Genomic DNA, 18,195 nt, shown 5'->3' with positions numbered 1-18,195 from the left:
CGTTGATCACGGTGGACCGGGACGACAGGAGTTGTCGATGCAGGGAAAGACCTTCGCGACGGGAGTGCTGGTGGCCGTCGCGGCCGCGATGACGGCGTGCGCCGCGCCGCAGGCGGCCACCACCACCCCCACGCCGCTGGCCGAGACCTCGAGCCTCGCGCCCGCCACCACGGAGACCACGCCCACGTCGACCACTCCGCCTCCGCCCCCGCCCCCGCCGTGCGCGGTCACGACCGGCGCGTGCGCGAGCCTGTCACTGCGGCTCGCGTGGCTGCTCAAGGACGGCGTGGTCGTGCGCGGACCGGTCGCGATGGAACCGGGCGACGCGAGCCAGCCGACGCCCGTGGGCAGTTTCAAGGTCGCGTGGAAGGACAAGGTGCACACCAGCAGCGAGTACGGCGACCCGATGCCGAACTCGGTGTTTTTCGCGGCCGGCGGGATCGCGTTCCACGCCGGGCCGTTGGACAAGCCCTCCCACGGCTGCATCCACCTGGCCGACGCCGACTCGGCGGTGTTCTTCGCCGGGCTGCCGGTGGGCGCGTCCGTCGAGGTGAAGGCCTGATCTGTCCACTGTGGAACCGATGAGTTCCATAGTGGACTCAGTGTCGGCGGTGCGGTACCTCGGGGGAGTCGGTGTCCAGCGGCACAGACGAGCCCCGGACCAGTCCCAGTTGGACGGTCGGGCGGCGGCTCACCGTCGCGAGTCCCCAGTTGGTGGCGGTGCGCAGGCGGTTGCCCGGCATCGCCAGCAGGTGGTACGCGCGGGTCACGATCTTCGCGGGCCAGCCCGAAAGCGGCACGTGCAGCGGGTTGGCCGCCGCGCGGCCGGCGCCCAGGTCGACCACGAACCCGAGGTCGTGGTGGCGGTAGGTGCCGGGCCGGCCGTACCCGAGTGACGCGGCGACGTTCGTCCCCGCGAGCTTGCCCTGGCGTTGCGCGTGCTGCGCGGTCATCGCCGTGCACTCGCCCGGCCGTGTCAGGTCGGGCACGGCCGCGACGTCGCCGCACGCGAACACGTCCGGGTAGCCCGGCACGCCGAGCTGCGCGGTCACCACGACGCGGCCCTTGGTGGTGGGCAGGCCGACATCGGCGACGAGCGGGTCGGGCCGCACCCCGACGCACCACACGAGCGACCGCGTCGGGACGCGTTCGCCGGTGGTGAGCGTGACGGCGTCGGCGGTGGCGTCCTTCACCGACGTCTTCATCAGGACCTCGACGCCGCGCTCGCGCAGCACCGTGTCGGCGGTCTTGCCCAGGCGTGGCGCCAGTTCGGGCAGCACGCGGTCGGCGATGTCGAGCAGCAGCCAGCGCACCGGCTGCCCCGTGAGCTCGGGGTGGCGCGCGGCGAGCGCCTCGGTGAACGCCGGACCCTGGACCGCGACCTCGGTGCCGGTGTAGCCGGCGCCCACGACCACGAACGTGCAGCGAGCCGTGCGCTCCTCCGGATCGTCGGCCGCGGCGGCGAGCTCGATCTGACGGGTGATGTGGTCGCGCAGGTAGAGCGCCTCCGGCACCCCGCGGAACCCGTGGGCGGTCTCGGCTACGCCCGGGATCGGCAGGAGCTTGTTCACGCTGCCGGCTGCGAGCACGAGCCGGTCGTAGGACAGCTCGTGGCCGCGGTCCTCGGGGTCGGTGTAGCCGATCGTGTGCGCGTCGAAGTCCACAGTGGTCACCGTGCCCAGCACCAGCCGCACGCCGCGCAGGGTTCCGGGGATCGAGACGGTGATGCTGCGCGGGTCGAGCAGCCCGGCCGAGACCTCCGGCAACAGCGGCAGGTAGAGGAAGTAGTCGGTGGGGTTGACCACCACCACTTCCACGTCGTCGTCCGCGGTCCTGCGCAGCCGCTTCGCCGCGTTGTACCCGGCGAACCCGCCCCCGACGATCACGACCCGCATCACGTCTCCTCCCCGTACGGTTGCCGGACACGCGGCGGTCACCCGGCGGCGGCCGCGGCAGCCCGGGTGCCGCCGGGTGCGCTCAGCCCTGCGGCTGCGTGATGTTGACCATCCAGCCGATGCCGAACTTGTCGACGCACATGCCGAACTCGTCGCCCCACATCTGCTTCTCCAGCGGCACCGCGACGTTGCCGCCGTCGGAGAGCTTGGCCCAGTAGCCGCGCAGCTGGTCGCCGTCGTCGCCGCTGAGGCTGACCGAGATGTTGGTGCCGGGGTTGTGGTCCATGCCCGGCGGCGTGTCGGCCGCCATCAACGTGAACCCGTTCTCGGTTTCGAGCTGAGCGTGCATGATGTTGTTCGCCGCGGGGGAGTCCGGCATGCCGGATTCCCCGAACGTGTTCACGGTCAGCGTCCCGCCGAACACGTCCTGGTAGAACTCCATCGCCTGCCGGGCGTCGTCGCGGAAGCTGATGTACGGGTTGAGGATCGAAGCCACCGGACACTCCTTCGTCGTGGAAGGGAATGAATCCTTGCAGAAGACGAAGGGGTGGACAACGGGGTCGCTCCGGCGGGTGAAGAAATCGCGCTTCGGTAACGGGAACGAGTGCCCTGCGATGGGGGGATTTCCGTTGCCGTGTGGCGGTTTTCGGCGTTCTCGGTGAAAAGATTTCCGTTATAACCGTGCTCACGGGTCGGTGGTGAGTTTTCCGCGAAGTTGTTCCAGAGTCTGTGACAGCAGGCGCGAGACGTGCATCTGGGAAATGCCCACGCGGTGCGCGATCTGGGTTTGCGTGAGACCGCCGAAGAAGCGCATCACGAGGATCGCGCGCTCGCGCTGCGGCAGTTCGCGAAGCAGCGGTTCCAGCGCCTCGTGGTTTTCGATGTGCTCGAGTTCCGCGTCTTCCTCGCCGAGGGTGTCCGCGAGCGAGAGGGGTTCCGCGTCGTCGTGCACGGGCTTGTCGACCGACAGCGTCTGGTAGGCGTTGCCGGCGATGAGACCTTCGTGGACTTCGTCGACGTCGAGCCCGAGGTGCTCCGCGAGCTCCGTCGGCGTCGGCGCGCGGCCGAGGGTCTGAGACAGCGCGCTCGAGCCGTGGCTCAGGGCGAGGTGCAGTTCCTTCAGCCGGCGCGGCACGCGCACGGACCAGCCGGTGTCGCGGAAGTGGCGGCGGATCTCGCCCATGATCGTGGGCACGGCGAAGGAGAGGAAGTCCGGGCCGCGGTCCGGGGTGAACCGGTCGATGGCGTTGAGCAGCCCGATGCGGGCCACCTGCACGAGGTCCTCGCGCGGCTCGCCGCGGCCGGTGAAGCGCGTGGCGATGTGCTCGGCGACCGGGAGGAACTCCGTCACCAGTTGCTCGCGCAGGCGCGGGCGGCGCGGATCGTCCGCGTCGAGGGCGACGAACTCTTCGAACAGCGGCACCGTGTGGGCGTACTCGTCCCGGCGCCGGGTGATCGGCTGCTGGTTCACCTGGCCGTCCCCGGGCCCAGCTCGAGGTGGATCGCCAGGGTGTTGCCGACGCCGTCGGGAGCCGTGGTGTTGGTCGATGACACGGCGGCGGCCAGCGTCGTGAGCACGTGCCAGCCGAAGCTGCGCTCGCTCGGCAGCCGCGCGTGCCCGGTGCGGGTCTCCACGGTGATCGCGATGCCCTCGGGTGCCACGTGGAAGCGGCAGGTCATGGTCTCGCCGAAGTCGGCGAGTTCCACGAGCTGCGCGCAGGCCTCGTCGACAGCCATCTTCGCGTCGGCGATCGCGTCGAGCCCGTAGTCGGCGCGCGCGGCCACCGCCTGGGCCAGCATCCGTACCAGCGGGATCTGCGCGGTCTCGGCGGGCAGACGCAGCTCGACCACCTCGGCGAGCAGGTTGTCGACCGCCGGCATCCCTTGGCTCGGCGAGCTGCCGGCTGCTTCGTTCTCCATGCCCCCCGCATACCCACTCGGTCAGGCTTCGACACCTCGGTTTCGCGACTCGTACGGGGTGGTGAGAGGGAGCGGCACCGCGTGCCGGACAGGTGATCGGGATGCAGTAATGTCGCCCGAGGACCCGTTAAAGCGCTAGCGGCCAGTAGTGGCGCGCGCCCGGGTCTCGCCTGGTCTGCAGCGCCCGTCAAGTACCCAAGAGAAGGGTCTGGGAAACATGACCGGCGGCCAGGAACGGCTATCCGCGCGGCTTGACGAAGTCACCGTGGCGATGGAGTCGCTGACCGCGATGCTCGACCACCAGGAACTCGATCTCGGCCAGATGCTGCAGGCGGTCTGCGAGCACGTGGTCGGTGTGGTGGCCGGGGCAGACATGGCCAGCATCACGCTGGTGCGGGACGGCGTCGGGGAGACCGTCGCCAGCACCGACCAGCGCGCGGTGAACTTCGACCGCGAGCAGTACCGCATCGGCGACGGGCCGTGCCTGCGCGCGGCCGAGACGGGGGCGCCCGTGCGGGTCGGCGTCGGCGCGGTGGCCGACCAGTGGCCGCAGTTCGCCTCGGCCGCCGACGAACTCGGCGTGGCGAGCTTCCTCGCCGCCCCGCTCACCGTCGACGGCGACATCAGCGGCGCGATGAACCTGTTCGGGTTCGGCGAACACGGGTTCAGCGACCTCGAGGTGAAAATCCTGGAGCTCTACACCGCCACGGTGGTGTTCGGCCTGCGCAGCGCGCGGCGCTACTTCGACGCGCAGGAGCTGGTGGCGCAGCTCAACCGCGCGCTGGACACGCGTGCCGTCATCGACCAGGCCAAAGGCATCCTGATGGCCGCTCACCGCATCACGGCCGAGGAAGCTTTCCAACGGCTCGTGAAGCGTTCGCAGGACGGAAACCGCAAGCTCTACGACGTGGCGGCCGAGTTCGTGGCCGCCGTGTCCAGTTTTACCTGACCCCGCCCCGCGCGGGTACGCGTGCCCGCGCGCGACACTGGGTATGTCCCCCAGGGGGATCTCAGTCCGGAAGCGGGTGAATCACATGGTGCAAGTGCGGGTCCAGGGTCTCGCCGTTGTCGCCCAGGAGGTGGCGCCGGTGGTGCTGCTGCGCGAGGAAACGGGGCAGCGCCGCTGGCTGGCCATCACCATCGGCGCACCGGAGGCGCAGGAACTCGCCGCCGCGCAGGAGCAGGTGACCTCGGCCCGGCCGGGCACGGTCGAGCTCATCCTCGAGGTGGTGTCGGCGTTCGGCCGGCAAGTCACGAGCGTCGAGGTCACCGAGCTGCGCGACAGCATCTTCCACGCCGACTTGGTGCTCTCGGACGGTGTGCGCGTGTCGGCGCGGCCCAGCGACGCGATCGCGGTCGGGCTGCGCGCCCACGCACCCATCGACGTCGCCGAGGCCGTGCTCGCCGAGGCCGCGGTGGACGTGACGGTGGCCGGCGGCGAGGACCCGGCCGAAGCGCTCGGCGGCGAGCCGGGCGTGGGCACCGAGGACGAGATCCGCCAGTTCCGCGACCTGCTCGACGAGGTCAGCCCGGACGACTTCCGCGACCCCGGACCAGGGCCCGCCTGAGCGGGAATAGCGATCGCCGCTCGTGATGTTGAAAGAGGCGGTCGATGCGTTTCGTGTCCGCCGGGCTCACCCCTCGTCGAGGCGGTGTTCCGTCCGGCTGCCTCGGCATCCGGCCTGCGCCGCGTCGCGCGATCTGCCGAGAGGCGGGCACAGCGCACCGGCCCGAGACGATGGCCCCCGACCTGGCTCCGGTCGGGGGCCATCTTCGTACCCGGGGATGATCTTCGGTCAGCCGCGCAGCTCCGGCGGCTCGCCGTCCACGCCGAGGTCGACCTCCGCGTCGAAGGCGTTGTGCTCGTGCCCGGCCACCGGCTGGGCGACGTCGGTCCCGAGGTCGAAGCCGGCGTGCTGGGCGGCCTCGGCGAGTCCGTCGTTCTCGTCGGACTCGTGCCGGTGGTGGTGGCGCTCGATCATCCCGACATCTTCGGCAGTCCGGACCCCGGCGGGCAACCAACGGAGGGTGAACGCGTCACGCGGGCTCGTGGGAGGTCTGCCCCAAGATCGTCTCCACGAGCTCGAGGGCGTGGTCGGTGCTGCGCGCGGTGAAGGTGAGGTCGACGAACACGTCGCGAAGCTCGGTGTCCTGGGCGGTGCGCTCGATGGCCGTGACCACGTCCGCCACGCCGGCGCCGGCCCGCGGGTAGACGCGCAGGATCGCGCCCAGTTCCGCGGGGTCACGGCCGGCCTCCTCGGCCAGCTGCCGCAGGTTCGCCAGCGGCGCCAGGATCGCGGTCGCCGGGTCGTACTCGGCCGGCGGCGTGATCACCGGCAGCCAGCCAGCCGCCCGCCGCGCGATCCGGCGCATCGCGGCCGGCGCGTACCCGGCGAGGTACACCGGCGGCGTGCGGAGCGGCTTGAACGAGTCGTGGGTTTCGGGCACGGTCCAGTGCCGGCCGCGGTATTCGGCGGGATCGGTGGTCCACAGTGCTTCGAGGGCGTCGAGGCATTCGTCGAGGCGCGCGCCGCGTTCGGTCATCGGCACGTTCACGGCCTCGTACTCCTCGGGAGACCAGCCCGTGCCCAGCCCAGGGACCAGCCGGCCACCGCTGAGCGCGTCGATCGTGGTGAGCGAGCGCGCGAGCAGAGCGGGCGGGTACCAGGGCGCGTTGAGCACGTTGGTGCCGAGCCGCACCCGCTCGGTCACCGCGGCCGCGGCGGCCAGCAGCGCGAACGGGTCGAGCCGCACGGCGAACTCGGCCGGGATCGCGTCGGAGCCGCCGTACCCGACCGTCGGGTGCACCGGTGCGAGCAGGCGGTCGCCGACCCACAGGCTCGCGGCACCGAGCTCCTCGGCACGCCGGGCGAAGCGGGTGACGCCCGAGCCGTCTCCGGCGAACGGGCCGAACTGGGGCAGGGTGAAACCGATGCGCATGGTGCTCTCCCGGCGTCCGCGGTGGTGGTCCCCGTGGTGATCTTGCCATCGGATCCCGGGTCCGCGGCCAGGGATGTGCGCCGGGAAACCGTCAGGTGGTGAGCCGCCGCTGGCCGGGGACGTGGACGGGTGAGAGGCCCGCTGCGGCGCCGGGGCGTTCGCAGCCGAGTGGCATGAGCTGAAGCAGGCGGCGAGCCGGGTGGGAGTCGCCGGGGTCCACGTAGAAGTCGGTGTCGAGGAGCTCGGCCAGCAGCTGCATGCGGCGCAGGACCTTCAGGCCGGCGACGGCGAGGAACGTGGTGCGGCCGAGGTCGATGATCACTACGCCGACCGTGCTGCGGATCCTGGCTTCGACGACCTCGGCGAGGTGCGGGGCGGTGCAGAGATCCACCTCGCCCACCACCTCCACCACGGACACGCCTGGCACGGGCCGGTGGACGTGCAGGTCGAGCAGGCGTTTCGGGTCGACGTGGCCGACCCTGGCGGAAGGAGCTTTCGTGCGGCGTAGGGCGCTCATCGCGGCCCGCCTCTCGTAGAACGCGCACCCGGGTCACGGCCGACCCGGGCCGGAGTTCGGGCATCCCAGCCGATCGGCGCCAACGCTCCCGGAGCGCGGTGAAATCGCGGCGGCTGGTGACTCAACCAAGACCCAGAGTAGTGCACGTGCACTAGAGCCGCCAGCCGCTGCCGGAGTGGTTACCTCCGAACCTGCTTGCCCGCCGCTATGTAGGCGTTGGAATCGCCGAGGAACGAGAACACGACGCCGATCACGGCTGCCAGCGCCGAGAGGTAGCTCAGCCAGGTGCCGCCATTGCCAGTGAGGAGCGACAGGACCTGCAGCGCCGTGAGCACGGTCAGCACGATCCGCGCCCAGTTGCGACCGGCGCGCAGCTTCACCGCGAACAGCAGGTACAGCAGCGCGATGATGACCGCGATCACGACCGCCACGATGAGCGCGATGTTCGCGGCCTGGTCGAGCTGCGCCTGGTCGAGGTTGGGATTGGTGCGGCGGGCGGCGTCGACGAGGTCGTCCTTCTGCCCGAACAGCAGCAGGGCGGCGACGATGCCGATCACGGTCGAGGCGACGAACGCCCAGAACGCGACCGTGATGGTGTTGGGCACGGCCGGACGTGGGGGTTCGCCGGAGAAGGAAGGCGGCGTGGAGTCGTCAGGAAACCGCGGCAGATCGCTCATGTGAGGACATTAGGCCCACTGCCGCGGGCTCGCACTACGACGAGGGGACGCTACCGGTGGCCGCCGCCAGGTTCGGATGGATCTCCAGCACCGAGTCGAGGTGCAGCAACCCGATCGGCCGTAGCAGGCCGCGCTGCTGGGTGACGATGCGGAACGGGATCCCGGCCTCGGTCGCGCGGCCCCGGACGTCGATCAGCACCGAAAGGCCGCTGGAGTCGCAGAACGGCACCTCGGACAGGTCCACGACGAGCACGTCGGGGCGGGCTTCCAGGGCCGCGACGAGCTTGTCGCGCAGCGTGTCAGACACCGCGGTGTCGATCTCCCCGGCGGCGGTGACCACCATCGTGCCGGCGGCGGTCGTGGTGGTGATGTGGAGCGTGGGCAAGCGTCGCGCGCCGGCCGCTCTGAGGTCGTCGGTCACGACGGTTCCCTCCGCGATCACGGGCCCGCCGGGCCGGACGAGCACCCAGCAGGCCGGGTGCCCGGCTTGCGGCCGGGACAGGGTCTGGTGACGGCTGGGTGCTCAACCGTGGTTCGTCCGAACGTAACAGCCCCGGCCCCGCCTGGCAGCCCGAGGCGTCACCGGCGTGGCGGCCCGGCGTCGACGACGGCCAACGAAAGGTCGAGGGGGTCGAAGTGGATCAGGGATTCGAGCCACCAGGTCATGCCAGCCTCGGTCAGCGCAACGAGGTCGACCGTCGGGGGTTGGTCCCAGGCCGGGCTGGCGTTGCCGGCCACCGCGACATCGAAGGGGCGGCCGGCAGGGCGCACGGCGGTGACCAGCCGGGCCAGCTCCTCTGGCGGCGGTGGGTGCGGGCCGGCCAGCGGGAAGATGCCGTCGCCCGTGGTGGCGCGGGTGAGGACGCGCGGGTGGTCGGTGGACATCGCGGTCCAGACGGGGATGGGGTGCGGTTCGGGTGCGCCGGCGTCGAGGTCGACGTGGAAGTGCTCGCCGCGGTGGTGCACCTCGGCGCCCGACCAGATCGCGCGGGCGACCGCCAGAGCCTCGTCGAACTTCGCCGAGCGAGGGCCGAGGGGTTCGCCGAAGCGGCTGAAGTCGCCGGTCTCGTCGGAGCCGAGGCCGGTGCCGAGGATGAGGCGGCCGCGCGAGAGGCGGCTGACGGTCGAGGCCTGTCGCGCGAGCACCCACGGCCGGCGCCGTGCCGGGGGAGTGACCATCGGGCCGAGAAGGATCGTGCTTGTCGCCTGGGCGATCGCGCCGAGCGTGGTCCACGGGTCCGCGATCGGTGGCGCGCCGGGCACGACGTGGTCCCACAGGAACACCCCGTCCCAGCCTGCGGCCTCGGCCCGCACGGCGAGCTCGACGAGAACCGCCGGGTCGCCGAACGGTCCGAACGGCGGCAGGTACAAGCCGTGGCGCAGGGTGCTCACCGGGGTCTCCTCACGTCAGCGGTGCGGGAATCGGGCCACCGTAACGAGTCCGCGTTCAGTGGGCTGAATTGCCTTGCCCGACAACGGGAACCCGCGCGCGGTTGCCGGTCAGCGGCACGAGGAGGGGCCGGACGTGCGGACAAACCGCCCCAACGATGGGAAACCGGGGCGGGGATCTTGTCACCGCGCCCGCGGTTTGGTTGTGTCGGTGCGGACCCCGGTCGCGGCCGCCAACGCGGGCACGGGTTCCCCACGGTGCCGATCAGGTGCCGTGTCCGCTGGGTTTTCCCCGTGAAACGAAGGAATCTGCATGCCGCGCTTGCGAAGAGTGCTGTGTTCGGTGACGGCCGCGTTGGCCGCCGTGACCGTGGCGGCCGGGTCGGCGACCGCCGCCTCCGGGCCCGAGATCACGCCGGCGGCGCCCGCCGCCCAGGCCCCTGCCGCCGTGTCGCGGACCGTCCACGAGTGGCTCACGAACCCCGGTGACGCCACGCCCGTCGATACGCAGCTGAGCTGGCAGAGCCCGGCCGCGGCGGCGCCGACGACGGTCCGCATCGATCCGAACGTGAAGTTCCAGACGGTGTCCGGCTTCGGCGCGGCCATCACCGACTCGTCGGCCCAGGTGCTCTACGGCCTCACGCCGGGCAATCGCGACGAGGTCATGAAGAACCTCTTCGACCCGCGCGCCGGCGCGGGCATCAGCTTCCTGCGCCAGCCCATCGGCGCGTCGGACTTCGCCGTCGGCCAGGACTACAGCTACGACGACCTGCCGTCCGGGCAGACCGACTACGACATGAAGCACTTCTCCATCGCCCACGACGAGGCGCAGATCCTCCCGCTCGTGCGCCAGGCGAAGAAGCTGAACCCGCAGCTGGAGATCGTCGCCAGCCCGTGGAGCATGCCGGGCTGGATGAAGACGTCCGGCTCGATGATCGACGGCAAGCTCATCGACTCGCCGAAGATCTACCGCGCATACGCGCTGTACCTGGTGAAGTTCCTGCAGGCCTACCGCAAGGCGGGCGTGCACGTGGACTACCTGACCGTGCAGAACGAGCCGCAGGCCCTGGAGCGCAACAACTACCCGGGCACCGACCTGCCGTGGCAGCAGGAAGCGAAGGTGATCGAGGCCCTCGGCCCCGCCATCCGCGCCGCCGGGCTCGACACGAAGATCCTCGGCTTCGACCACAACTGGAGCGAGCACCCCGGTGACATCGCCTCGCACCAGCGGGCAGGGGAGGACCCGCAGCCGGAGTACCCGTACGACCTGCTGTCCACCCCGGCCGCGAAGTGGATGGCCGGCACCGCCTACCACTGCTACTACGGCTCGTCCGACGCGCAGACACCGCTCAAGGCATCGTTTCCCGGCAAGGACATCTTCATGACCGAGTGCGAGGGCGGCGACTCGTCCACGATCCTCGGCGTGATGCAGAACTGGGGCCGCAGCTCGATCGACTGGAACATCGCGCTCGACGAGAACCACGGCCCGCACCTGGGCGGCTGCGGCACCTGTAACGGCACCATCACCGTGAACTCGCAGACGAAGGCCGTGACCTACAACGACCAGTACCGCGATATCGAGCACTTCTCGAAGTTCGTGCCGCCGGGCTCGGTGCACATCGCCTCGTCCGTGGTCTACACCAGCGGCAGCAGCACGCCGATCGAGGCGGTCGCGTTCACGAACCCCGACCACTCGACCACCGTGGTCGCGCTGAACACCGCGAAGACCGAGCAGAAGTTCACCGTCGTCTCCGGTGACCGCTCGTTCGACGCGGCCGTGGGCGCCGGCGCCACCGTCACCTTCCAGTGGAGCGGCCGCTGACCGACCGGGTGGTGCGGGGCGGCGGAGAGCCCGCCGCCCCGCGTCGCGCGCGGTACGTTCGGGTTCCCGGACGAAGGAGCGGTCATGACGGGACTGCCCGCGACCATGCGCTCGTGGCGCGTCACCACGCCGGGCCCGATCGGCACCGGCCCGCTGCGCCTTTCGAGCGTCCCGGTCCCCGAACCGGCGCCGGACGAGCTGCTGGTGCGGGTGCTGGTGTGCGGCGTGTGCCGCACCGATCTCCACGTCGCCGAAGGTGATCTGCCGGTGCACCGGCCCGCGGTGACCCCGGGGCACGAGGTGGTCGGTGAGGTCGTCGCGAAGGGGGACACGGCGAGCGGGTTCGCGCTCGACGACCGCGTCGGTGTCGCCTGGCTGCGTCACACGTGCGGCGAGTGCAAGTTCTGCTTGCGGGGCGCGGAAAACCTGTGCCCGCAGTCGCGGTACACGGGCTGGGACGCCAACGGCGGGTATGCCGAATACACGGTCGTCCCGGCGGCCTACGCCCACCACCTGCCCGCCGGGTACACCGACGACGAACTGGCGCCCCTACTGTGCGCCGGGCTCATCGGCTACCGCGCGCTGCAGCGGGCCGAGGTGCCCGAGGGCGGCCGGCTCGGTCTGTACGGCTTCGGCGGCAGCGCGCACCTCGCGGCGCAGGTGGCGCTCGCGCAGGGCGCCACGGTCCACGTGCTGACCCGTGGCCGGGCGGCGCAAGAGCTCGCGCTCGAGCTGGGCGCGGCTTCGGCCGGTCCCGCGGACGCCTCGCCGCCTGAACCGCTGGACGCGGCGATCCTGTTCGCACCGGCGGGCGGGCTCGTGCCGGTGGCGCTCGCCGCGCTCGACCGCGGCGGCACGCTCGCAATCGCCGGGATCCACCTCACCGACGTGCCGGAGCTGAACTACCAGCGGCACCTGTTCCAGGAGCGGCAGGTCCGCAGCGTCACGGCCAACACCCGCGCCGACGCGCGGGAGTTCCTGGACTTCGCCGGCCGCCACCACCTCGAAGTGACCACTCGTCCGTACGCGCTGGCCGACGCTGATCAAGCTCTCGCGGACCTCGCCGCGGGCCGGTTCACCGGCGCCGCTGTGCTCCACGCCTGACGGGGATTTTCCCCCGGCTGCCGCCGTTCGGCTGTTGATCAGTTACCAAGACCTAGGTTACGGTGACCTAGATGTGGATCGACGTCCTGCTCCTCGCCAAGCTCGCCGCGCAGCCCCTGCACGGATACGAGCTGCGCAAGCAGGTCGAGGAATCCAGTGGCCGCGCGCTGTCGAACAACTCGCTCTACCCGACGCTGCGCCGCTTCGCCGAAGCCGGCGCGGTCACGCGCGTCGACGAAGCGCACGAGGGCAAGCCGCCGCGCCACGTGTACACGATCACCGATGTCGGCCGAGAGCTGCTGCACGACCTGCTCGCGGACCTGCCCGCCGAGCTCGCCGGTGACCCTGCCGAGTTCTTCGCACGGCTCGCGGGGTTCGGCTGGCTCGAACCCGAGGAACGCCGGCGCGTGCTCGACGCGCGAGAACACGCGCTCGCCGCCCAGCGCGAGCGCCTCACCAAGCTCGCCGAGGCGCAGGAGGACCCGTGGAGCCGGCTGGTGCTGGCCGAGGTCGGCCGCCGGGCCGAGCAGGAACTGAGCTGGCTCGCGACGGTGCGTGCGCGGGCCCGGAAACCGTCACCCGAGGAGGAGACCCGATGACCACCACCGAGCGTGCGCCGCGGCTGCCGTTCGACCGGCCCAACGTGCTCGAGATCGCGCCCCTGTACCAGGTTCTGCGCCGCGAAGGCCCGATTGCGCGCGTGACCACGCCGGCCGGCGACCCGGCCTGGCTCGTGACGCGGTTCGCCGACGCCCGCGCGGTGTTCGCCGACGCGCGCTTCGGCCGTTCGCACCCGAAGCCGGAGGAGGCCTCGGCGGTGTCGGACGCCGCGGTGCTGAGCGGCCCGCAGGGCGACTACGAGAACGAAGAGGCCGAGCACGCGCGGCTGCGGCGCCTGCTGGTGCCGGCGTTCTCGGCCAACCGGATGCGCAAGCTCGGCGAGCACATCCAGGAGCTCGCCGACCGGTGCCTCGACGAGCTCGAAGCCGCGCACGACGCCGCGGGCGGCGAACCCGTGAACCTGCACGACTTCCTGTCGTTCCCCTTGCCGGTGCTGGTGATCTGCGAGCTGCTCGGTGTGCCGTACGCCGACCGCGACAAGTTCCGCGACCTGTCCGACCGTATCGGCGTGCTCGACAGCGGCGGCGACGCGAAGCGCGCGATGGACGAGTTCGCCGCCTACATGGGCGAGCTGGCCGACAAGAAGCGCGCGGAGCCGGCGCAGGACGTCGTGTCCGACCTCGTCGCCGCGCAGGCCGACGACCCGACGTTCACCGACGACGACCTCGCCCGGCTGGGTGCGGGACTGCTCTTCGCCGGCCACGAGACCACGTCGAACCGCATCGACCTCGGGGTGCTGTTCCTGCTCACCGACACCGCGCGCCGCGACGCGCTGGCCGCCGACCCCGAGGGCCGCGTGCACGGCACCGTCGAGGAGATCCTGCGGATGTCCGCGCCGGGTGGCCTGGGCTTGCTGCGCTACGCCCACGAGGACGTGGAGATCGGCGGTGTCGCCATCCAGCGCGGTGACGCCGTGATGATCTCGACCTCCTCGGCCAACCGCGACGCGAGCGTGTTCGCCGACCCCGAGGAGTTCGACGCCGACCGCAAACCCAACTCCCACATCGCTTTCGGCTACGGCGGGTTCTTCTGCATCGGCGCGAGCCTGGCGCGCACCGAGCTGCGCGTGGTGTTCAGCACGCTGTTCCGCCGCTTCCCGAACCTGCGCCTGGCCGTGGACGTCGACGACCTCGACGTCCGCTCCAACCGCCTCACGGGCGGGGTTTCGAGTGTGCCGATCACCTGGTGACCGCGCCGGGCCGCACTCCTTCCCGGGGTGCGGCCCGAGTCGCTCTATCGTTGGTAGGGCTAATCCGTAGCGGCGCTATGACGTGCGTAACAGTGCTACGTAAGCGGGATATCTGAGCTACACTGGGTGCATGGACATCCGCACCCAGATGCTGGAGGCCGCCGAGAAGCTGCTCGACGCCTCGCCCGACCGCGACATCTCCACGCGCGCCGTGTGCGAGGCGGTCGGGGTCGGCGCGCCGATGCTGTACCGCCTGTTCGGCGACAAGAACGGCCTGCTCTCGGCCGTCGTGGACCACGGGTTCGACCGCTACCTGGCCACCAAGCGCGCGGCCGAGCCGTCGGCCGACCCGATTGCCGACCTCAAGAACGGCTGGGACACCCACATCGCCTTCGCCCAGGAGCACCCAGCCGTCTACCGGCTGATGTACTCCCCGGCGTTCACCGAGATCCCCAGTGCCGCGCAGGAAGCGCTGCGGCTGCTGCGGGAGGTGCTCGTGCGCTGCGCCGCGATCGGCCGGCTGCGCGTCGACCCGGACGCCGCCGCGCAGCGCGTGATGTCGGCGAACATCGGGGTGGCGCTCAACATGGTCACCCAGCCGGGCGTCTACACCGATCCCGAGCTGTCCCGGCGCGTGCGCGACGCCGTGCACGACAGTCTGCTCACGCCCGAGAACGGCACCGAGGAGACCGAGAGCTCGGCAGCGCCGGTGTCGACCGCGGCCCTGCAGCTCGCCGCGCTCCTGCGGACCGAGGACACCACGCTCGGCACGGAGGAGACACAGCTGCTGCTGAAGTGGCTCGACGGCCTGACCCGCGACTGACGAGTCCGAAGTGGACGGATCGCCCGGCCGGGGGCTCAGGGCTCGGTGAGCACGAGGTCCAGCAGGCCGGGGAAGCGCGCGTCGAACTCGGAGCGCCGCAGCCGGTTGTAGCGTCGCGGTCCGCGGTCGAGCTGTTCGAGCAGTCCCGTCGACCGCAGCACCGCGAAGTGGTGGCTCGCCGTCGCTTTCGACACCGGCAGGTCGAAGGTGCCGCACGCGCGCGAGAAGTCCGGCCCGTCCGAGAGCTCGCGCAGGATCGTGCGGCGGACCGGATCGGTCAGCGCGTCGAGTGCCTGCTGCAACGTCACCTCGGCCGGATCCGTGTGGGTCAGCGTTCGCGCCATGCCGCCTCCCAGCGTTCTCGTGTCACCGCGGCGTCCTCGCCGATGGTACCCGTGTCCGGCGAGTGGCTCAGACCGCGGAGATCGTGGCCGATCCCGTGTCCAGAAACGGATGCGACGCGGTCACGGTGATCGTCCCGGGAGTGTCGCGCATCGAGCGGATCCACACCGCCGCCGCGCCGCCAAGGGCACCGAAGTCCAGGAACGGGTCGCCGATCAGGACTCCCGGCCCGTCGACCGCGACGCTGAGCACCCCTCGGGCGTGCGGGCGCGGTGCGCCGTAGCGGTCCACCGATCGAAGGGTGACGCGCGTGGTGTCCTGGCCGTCGGCGGTGATGGCGCCGTCGTCCGCGGCCACGGCCAGCGTGTCGAACGCCGGGTCGGCGCTGAACCTGCGGCGCAGCACCGTCTGCCCCTTCACCCGGCCCTCGATTGTCAGGTCCGGGCGCACTTTCCCGGTCACGGTGAGGTTCACCAGGAACGGCGGGTGCTTCAGGTGACCGAACCGCGCCCGGTCGGGGTGCACCGTGACCGGCCGCCGGCCCGCGACCGTGACCACGAGCTGGTCGCAGTTCGACCAGATCAGCGCGTTGCGACCGGGTCCGCCCCGCGGCGAGCCGGGCCCGAAGTCCCAGTAGAACGCGGGCTCGATCACGGCGCCGCGCGACGGGGCCCGTTGCGCGCGGTAGAAACCCGCGCCCAGCTTGGGAATCCGGAAGAAGTCGACCACGCCGGGGTACTTCACCCCGCGCAGCGAGTGGTACCAGCCGGACGGGTAGTCGAAGCCGCACCACGCGATCAGCCCGCAGTAGCGCGGGTCGGCCGCGGCGTGTTCGTGCACCCACGCGTGGAGCATGCTCTGCTCCCGCTGCACGGCGGCGGCGTCGGTGCGGCGGAAGTACGGCGCGCCCACGAGCGTGCCCACGGCTTCGCTCACCAGGTACGGCACGCCGTGGCGCGGCGGGCGCAGTGGCGGCGGCGCGTTGCGCGAGGGCGGGCGGCTGTAGTCGTTGAAGGAGAACACCCCGCCGTTCTCCTTCACCGGGTACAGCGGCGAGACGTAGCCCCTCTGCCCGGCGACCGCGCCGGTGCACGGCCGCATCGGGTCGAGCTCGGCGGCGAGCTGGTCGGTCTTGCCGTAGAGCGTGTACTGGCCGAGCGTCTCGTTCACGCGCGTGCCCCACACGATGATCGACGGGTGGTTGCGGTCGCGCACGATCATGTCGTGCACGTCGCGCACCGCGAGCTCCTGCCACGCGGTGTCGCCGACGTGGTCCCAGCCCGGCAGCTCCTCCCAGACGAGGATGCCGAGCTCGTCGCACGCGTCGAGGAACGCGGGCGACTGCGGGTAGTGCGAGCAGCGCACCATGTTGACGTTGAGCTCGTTCTTGAGGATCTCGGCGTCGCGCCGCTGCACGCGCTCGGGCATGGCGCCGCCGACGAACGGGTACCACTGGTGGCGGTTGAGCCCGAAGAGCTTGAGCGGGCGGCCGTTGAGGCGGAAACCGTCCACAGTGAACTGGGCGTCGCGCAGCCCGGTGCGCACGGGGTAGGTGTGGACCTTGCGCCCGGCCACCGAGAGCGTGACCAGGACGTCGCACATCTCCGGCTCGTCGACGTCCCACAGCTTCACCGCGTCGAGGCCTTCGAGCGTGACGGTCGTGTTCGTCTCGCCCCTGCGCAGCCCCGTGATGGCGGTGACCGCGGTGGCGATCTCCGTGCCGGCCTGGCTCAGCGTCGCCGTGAGCCGCACGGGTCCCTTCACCGCCTTCGCCGCGTCGACCGTGCAGTGCACCACCACCGCGCGGTTGGGCGTGAGCACGGCGATCTGCTGGGCGTACACATCGGACAGGTAGGCCTGTGGGGTGCCGTACAGGTTGACGGTGCGGTAGATCCCGGCCGGCTGGTAGAAGTCGATGGCCGTCGGGTTCGGGTACTCGGGCAGGTCCGGGGGAGTGTCCTGCTGCCAGCGGCCGTCGACGGCCACGGCGAGCACGTTGTCGGAGCCGGTGAGCAGCCCGGTGATCTCGCACGTGAGCGGCAGGTAGCCGCCGCTCTGCGAGGCGACGCGGCGGCCGTTGAGGAACACGGTGGTGGCGCTGAGGACCCCGTCGAACCGCAGGAACGCGCGGTTCTTGCGCAGCTGCGGCGGCACGAAGAAGTGCTGGCGATACACCCACAGGTGCTGCCAGTCGTTCGGGTGCCAGCCCTCCCACGACAACGGTGTGACGCAGTGGGGAACCGACACGAGCGTCATGGACCGGTCGTCGAAGTCGACTTCGGTGCAGCCCGGCACGAACGGGCCGAACAGCCAGTCAGCGCCGAACCCGCTCGTCGCCTCGACCGGCGCGGGCTGGTGCAGCGCGGCCGAGAGCGCGCCCGAGGCCGCGATGGCCGCGCCGGCTCCGAGCAGGAACGTGCGCCGGGCGTGACCGGTCTTCGGGACAGCCGTGCCCCCTGGTTTTTCCTCCGCCATGCCTACGCGCTCTGCCGGCCGCCGGACTCGTCGTACCCGGCCTGCGTGGCGAGGATGTCGACGGCGTGGTCGCGCAGCCAGGAGAACAACGTCGAGAGCTGGTCGCCGGTGCCACGGCCGAGCGGCGTGAGGCCATAGGTGACCTGCGGCGGCGTGGTGGGCTCGACCCGGCGCCACACGAGGCCGTCGCGCACGAGGGTGCGCAGCGTCTGCGCCAGCATCTTCTCGCTGACGCCTTCGATGCTGCGGCGGAGCTCGAAGAACCGCAGTTCCCGCTCGCGCAAGGCGATCAGCACCCACACGCCCCAACGGCTGGTGACGTGGTCGAGCACCGTCCGCGCGGGGCAGTCGGTGTGAAACACCTCATACCCGTCACGAGCCGACCGGCCCGCGAACTGCGTCCATTCCTCCATGTCGTGAGCTTACTTAAAGGTGCGTCCTTCCGGCCGGGGGACGCGCACGGCACCTTCGTGACCACTGT

At 71.2% G+C, this 18,195-nt stretch carries 21 protein-coding genes; 8 read left to right on the top strand and 13 right to left on the bottom strand.

The genetic code is table 11. From position 1 onward, the window contains the following. Positions 1-37: 37 nt before the first annotated feature. A complete protein-coding gene (locus AB0H62_RS20015; RefSeq protein ID WP_220241229.1) occupies positions 38-562 on the top strand; it encodes a L,D-transpeptidase in 525 nt (174 codons plus the stop codon). A 37-nt stretch (positions 563-599) separates the two neighbouring features. On the opposite strand, the gene AB0H62_RS20010 is transcribed toward AB0H62_RS20015, so the two are convergent. The 4 genes from AB0H62_RS20010 to AB0H62_RS19995 form a co-directional block, all read right to left on the bottom strand. Further along, entirely contained in the window at positions 600-1,895 is a 1,296-nt protein-coding gene (locus tag AB0H62_RS20010; protein WP_220241227.1) for an NAD(P)/FAD-dependent oxidoreductase, read from the bottom strand. 82 nt (positions 1,896-1,977) lie between these two features. Next, on the bottom strand, positions 1,978-2,391 hold the full coding sequence (locus AB0H62_RS20005; protein ID WP_220241225.1) for a VOC family protein: 414 nt from the start codon (positions 2,389-2,391) through the stop codon (positions 1,978-1,980). A 189-nt stretch (positions 2,392-2,580) separates the two neighbouring features. Further along, entirely contained in the window at positions 2,581-3,366 is a 786-nt protein-coding gene (locus AB0H62_RS20000) for a SigB/SigF/SigG family RNA polymerase sigma factor (RefSeq protein WP_220241223.1), read from the bottom strand. Next, on the bottom strand, positions 3,363-3,815 hold the full coding sequence (locus AB0H62_RS19995) for an ATP-binding protein (protein WP_220241221.1): 453 nt from the start codon (positions 3,813-3,815) through the stop codon (positions 3,363-3,365). The genes AB0H62_RS20000 and AB0H62_RS19995 overlap by 4 nt, the downstream gene beginning before the upstream one ends. Before the next feature lie 217 nt (positions 3,816-4,032). Here AB0H62_RS19995 and AB0H62_RS19990 point away from each other — a divergent pair, with 217 nt between their 5' ends. Then, a complete protein-coding gene (locus AB0H62_RS19990; RefSeq protein ID WP_220241220.1) occupies positions 4,033-4,764 on the top strand; it encodes a GAF and ANTAR domain-containing protein in 732 nt (243 codons plus the stop codon). An 85-nt stretch (positions 4,765-4,849) separates the two neighbouring features. Then, complete coding sequence (locus AB0H62_RS19985; protein WP_220241218.1) at positions 4,850-5,383, top strand: bifunctional nuclease family protein; 534 nt, start codon at positions 4,850-4,852, stop codon at positions 5,381-5,383. A gap of 228 nt (positions 5,384-5,611) precedes the next feature. Here the strand turns inward: AB0H62_RS19985 and AB0H62_RS19980 are convergent, their stop codons facing one another. The 6 genes from AB0H62_RS19980 to AB0H62_RS19955 form a co-directional block, all read right to left on the bottom strand. Further along, positions 5,612-5,797, bottom strand: coding sequence for a hypothetical protein (locus AB0H62_RS19980; protein WP_220241216.1), 186 nt, complete (start codon positions 5,795-5,797; stop codon positions 5,612-5,614). A 55-nt stretch (positions 5,798-5,852) separates the two neighbouring features. Further along, positions 5,853-6,755, bottom strand: coding sequence for a TIGR03619 family F420-dependent LLM class oxidoreductase (locus tag AB0H62_RS19975; RefSeq protein WP_220241215.1), 903 nt, complete (start codon positions 6,753-6,755; stop codon positions 5,853-5,855). Between the two features lie 91 nt (positions 6,756-6,846). After that, positions 6,847-7,272 carry an STAS domain-containing protein gene (locus tag AB0H62_RS19970; protein ID WP_255638065.1) on the bottom strand — a complete coding sequence of 142 codons (426 nt, stop codon included), beginning with the start codon at positions 7,270-7,272 and terminating at the stop codon, positions 6,847-6,849. A gap of 179 nt (positions 7,273-7,451) precedes the next feature. After that, positions 7,452-7,949 carry a hypothetical protein gene (locus tag AB0H62_RS19965; RefSeq protein WP_220241213.1) on the bottom strand — a complete coding sequence of 166 codons (498 nt, stop codon included), beginning with the start codon at positions 7,947-7,949 and terminating at the stop codon, positions 7,452-7,454. A 34-nt stretch (positions 7,950-7,983) separates the two neighbouring features. Then, entirely contained in the window at positions 7,984-8,370 is a 387-nt protein-coding gene (locus AB0H62_RS19960; protein ID WP_255638064.1) for an STAS domain-containing protein, read from the bottom strand. A 158-nt stretch (positions 8,371-8,528) separates the two neighbouring features. Beyond that, positions 8,529-9,341: an LLM class flavin-dependent oxidoreductase gene (locus AB0H62_RS19955; protein WP_360587378.1), complete on the bottom strand. Its 813-nt coding sequence runs from the start codon at positions 9,339-9,341 to the stop codon at positions 8,529-8,531. Positions 9,342-9,651: 310 nt separating this feature from the next. On the opposite strand from AB0H62_RS19955, the gene AB0H62_RS19950 reads away from it, so the two are divergent. The 5 genes from AB0H62_RS19950 to AB0H62_RS19930 all read left to right on the top strand — a co-directional run bounded on the left by AB0H62_RS19950 (position 9,652) and on the right by AB0H62_RS19930 (position 14,897). Beyond that, complete coding sequence (locus AB0H62_RS19950) at positions 9,652-11,160, top strand: glycoside hydrolase family 30 beta sandwich domain-containing protein (RefSeq protein ID WP_360587376.1); 1,509 nt, start codon at positions 9,652-9,654, stop codon at positions 11,158-11,160. A gap of 105 nt (positions 11,161-11,265) precedes the next feature. Continuing rightward, the gene (locus AB0H62_RS19945; protein WP_360587574.1) at positions 11,266-12,264 is read left to right on the top strand and encodes a zinc-binding alcohol dehydrogenase family protein; all 999 of its coding nucleotides are present in this window, start codon (positions 11,266-11,268) and stop codon (positions 12,262-12,264) included. A 71-nt stretch (positions 12,265-12,335) separates the two neighbouring features. Then, a complete protein-coding gene (locus AB0H62_RS19940; protein WP_220241207.1) occupies positions 12,336-12,863 on the top strand; it encodes a PadR family transcriptional regulator in 528 nt (175 codons plus the stop codon). Beyond that, positions 12,860-14,074, top strand: a complete 1,215-nt coding sequence (locus tag AB0H62_RS19935; protein WP_360587374.1) for a cytochrome P450 — start codon at positions 12,860-12,862, stop codon at positions 14,072-14,074. The genes AB0H62_RS19940 and AB0H62_RS19935 overlap by 4 nt, the downstream gene beginning before the upstream one ends. A 130-nt stretch (positions 14,075-14,204) precedes the next feature. Then, on the top strand, positions 14,205-14,897 hold the full coding sequence (locus AB0H62_RS19930) for a TetR/AcrR family transcriptional regulator (RefSeq protein WP_360587372.1): 693 nt from the start codon (positions 14,205-14,207) through the stop codon (positions 14,895-14,897). Between the two features lie 35 nt (positions 14,898-14,932). Here AB0H62_RS19930 and AB0H62_RS19925 read toward each other — a convergent pair whose 3' ends face one another. The 3 genes from AB0H62_RS19925 to AB0H62_RS19915 all read right to left on the bottom strand — a co-directional run bounded on the left by AB0H62_RS19925 (position 14,933) and on the right by AB0H62_RS19915 (position 18,127). Beyond that, positions 14,933-15,241, bottom strand: coding sequence for a helix-turn-helix domain-containing protein (locus AB0H62_RS19925; protein WP_220241202.1), 309 nt, complete (start codon positions 15,239-15,241; stop codon positions 14,933-14,935). Positions 15,242-15,308: 67 nt separating this feature from the next. Continuing rightward, positions 15,309-17,714, bottom strand: coding sequence for a glycoside hydrolase family 2 TIM barrel-domain containing protein (locus AB0H62_RS19920; RefSeq protein ID WP_360587370.1), 2,406 nt, complete (start codon positions 17,712-17,714; stop codon positions 15,309-15,311). 2 nt (positions 17,715-17,716) lie between these two features. Then, a complete protein-coding gene (locus AB0H62_RS19915; protein WP_220241198.1) occupies positions 17,717-18,127 on the bottom strand; it encodes a helix-turn-helix domain-containing protein in 411 nt (136 codons plus the stop codon). Positions 18,128-18,195 lie beyond the last annotated feature (68 nt).

Origin of the sequence: Amycolatopsis sp. NPDC050768 (assembly GCF_040654155.1) — a bacterium.
In the GTDB taxonomy this organism is placed as follows: Bacteria; Actinomycetota; Actinomycetes; order Mycobacteriales; family Pseudonocardiaceae; genus Amycolatopsis.
The sequence above is the reverse complement of the archived record's forward strand: the minus strand, read 5'-3'. Positions and strand labels throughout refer to the sequence as shown.

Coding starts and splice junctions, on each gene's coding strand:
- AB0H62_RS20015 (WP_220241229.1), top strand. CDS start 38: ATGCAGGGAAAGACCTTCGCGACGGGAGTGCTGGTGGCCGTCGCGGCC.
- AB0H62_RS20010 (WP_220241227.1), bottom strand. CDS start 1,895: ATGCGGGTCGTGATCGTCGGGGGCGGGTTCGCCGGGTACAACGCGGCG.
- AB0H62_RS19995 (WP_220241221.1), bottom strand. CDS start 3,815: ATGGAGAACGAAGCAGCCGGCAGCTCGCCGAGCCAAGGGATGCCGGCG.
- AB0H62_RS19990 (WP_220241220.1), top strand. CDS start 4,033: ATGACCGGCGGCCAGGAACGGCTATCCGCGCGGCTTGACGAAGTCACC.
- AB0H62_RS19985 (WP_220241218.1), top strand. CDS start 4,850: ATGGTGCAAGTGCGGGTCCAGGGTCTCGCCGTTGTCGCCCAGGAGGTG.
- AB0H62_RS19980 (WP_220241216.1), bottom strand. CDS start 5,797: ATGATCGAGCGCCACCACCACCGGCACGAGTCCGACGAGAACGACGGA.
- AB0H62_RS19975 (WP_220241215.1), bottom strand. CDS start 6,755: ATGCGCATCGGTTTCACCCTGCCCCAGTTCGGCCCGTTCGCCGGAGAC.
- AB0H62_RS19970 (WP_255638065.1), bottom strand. CDS start 7,272: ATGAGCGCCCTACGCCGCACGAAAGCTCCTTCCGCCAGGGTCGGCCAC.
- AB0H62_RS19965 (WP_220241213.1), bottom strand. CDS start 7,949: ATGAGCGATCTGCCGCGGTTTCCTGACGACTCCACGCCGCCTTCCTTC.
- AB0H62_RS19950 (WP_360587376.1), top strand. CDS start 9,652: ATGCCGCGCTTGCGAAGAGTGCTGTGTTCGGTGACGGCCGCGTTGGCC.
- AB0H62_RS19945 (WP_360587574.1), top strand. CDS start 11,266: ATGCGCTCGTGGCGCGTCACCACGCCGGGCCCGATCGGCACCGGCCCG.
- AB0H62_RS19940 (WP_220241207.1), top strand. CDS start 12,336: ATGTGGATCGACGTCCTGCTCCTCGCCAAGCTCGCCGCGCAGCCCCTG.
- AB0H62_RS19935 (WP_360587374.1), top strand. CDS start 12,860: ATGACCACCACCGAGCGTGCGCCGCGGCTGCCGTTCGACCGGCCCAAC.
- AB0H62_RS19930 (WP_360587372.1), top strand. CDS start 14,205: ATGGACATCCGCACCCAGATGCTGGAGGCCGCCGAGAAGCTGCTCGAC.
- AB0H62_RS19925 (WP_220241202.1), bottom strand. CDS start 15,241: ATGGCGCGAACGCTGACCCACACGGATCCGGCCGAGGTGACGTTGCAG.
- AB0H62_RS19920 (WP_360587370.1), bottom strand. CDS start 17,714: ATGGCGGAGGAAAAACCAGGGGGCACGGCTGTCCCGAAGACCGGTCAC.
- AB0H62_RS19915 (WP_220241198.1), bottom strand. CDS start 18,127: ATGGAGGAATGGACGCAGTTCGCGGGCCGGTCGGCTCGTGACGGGTAT.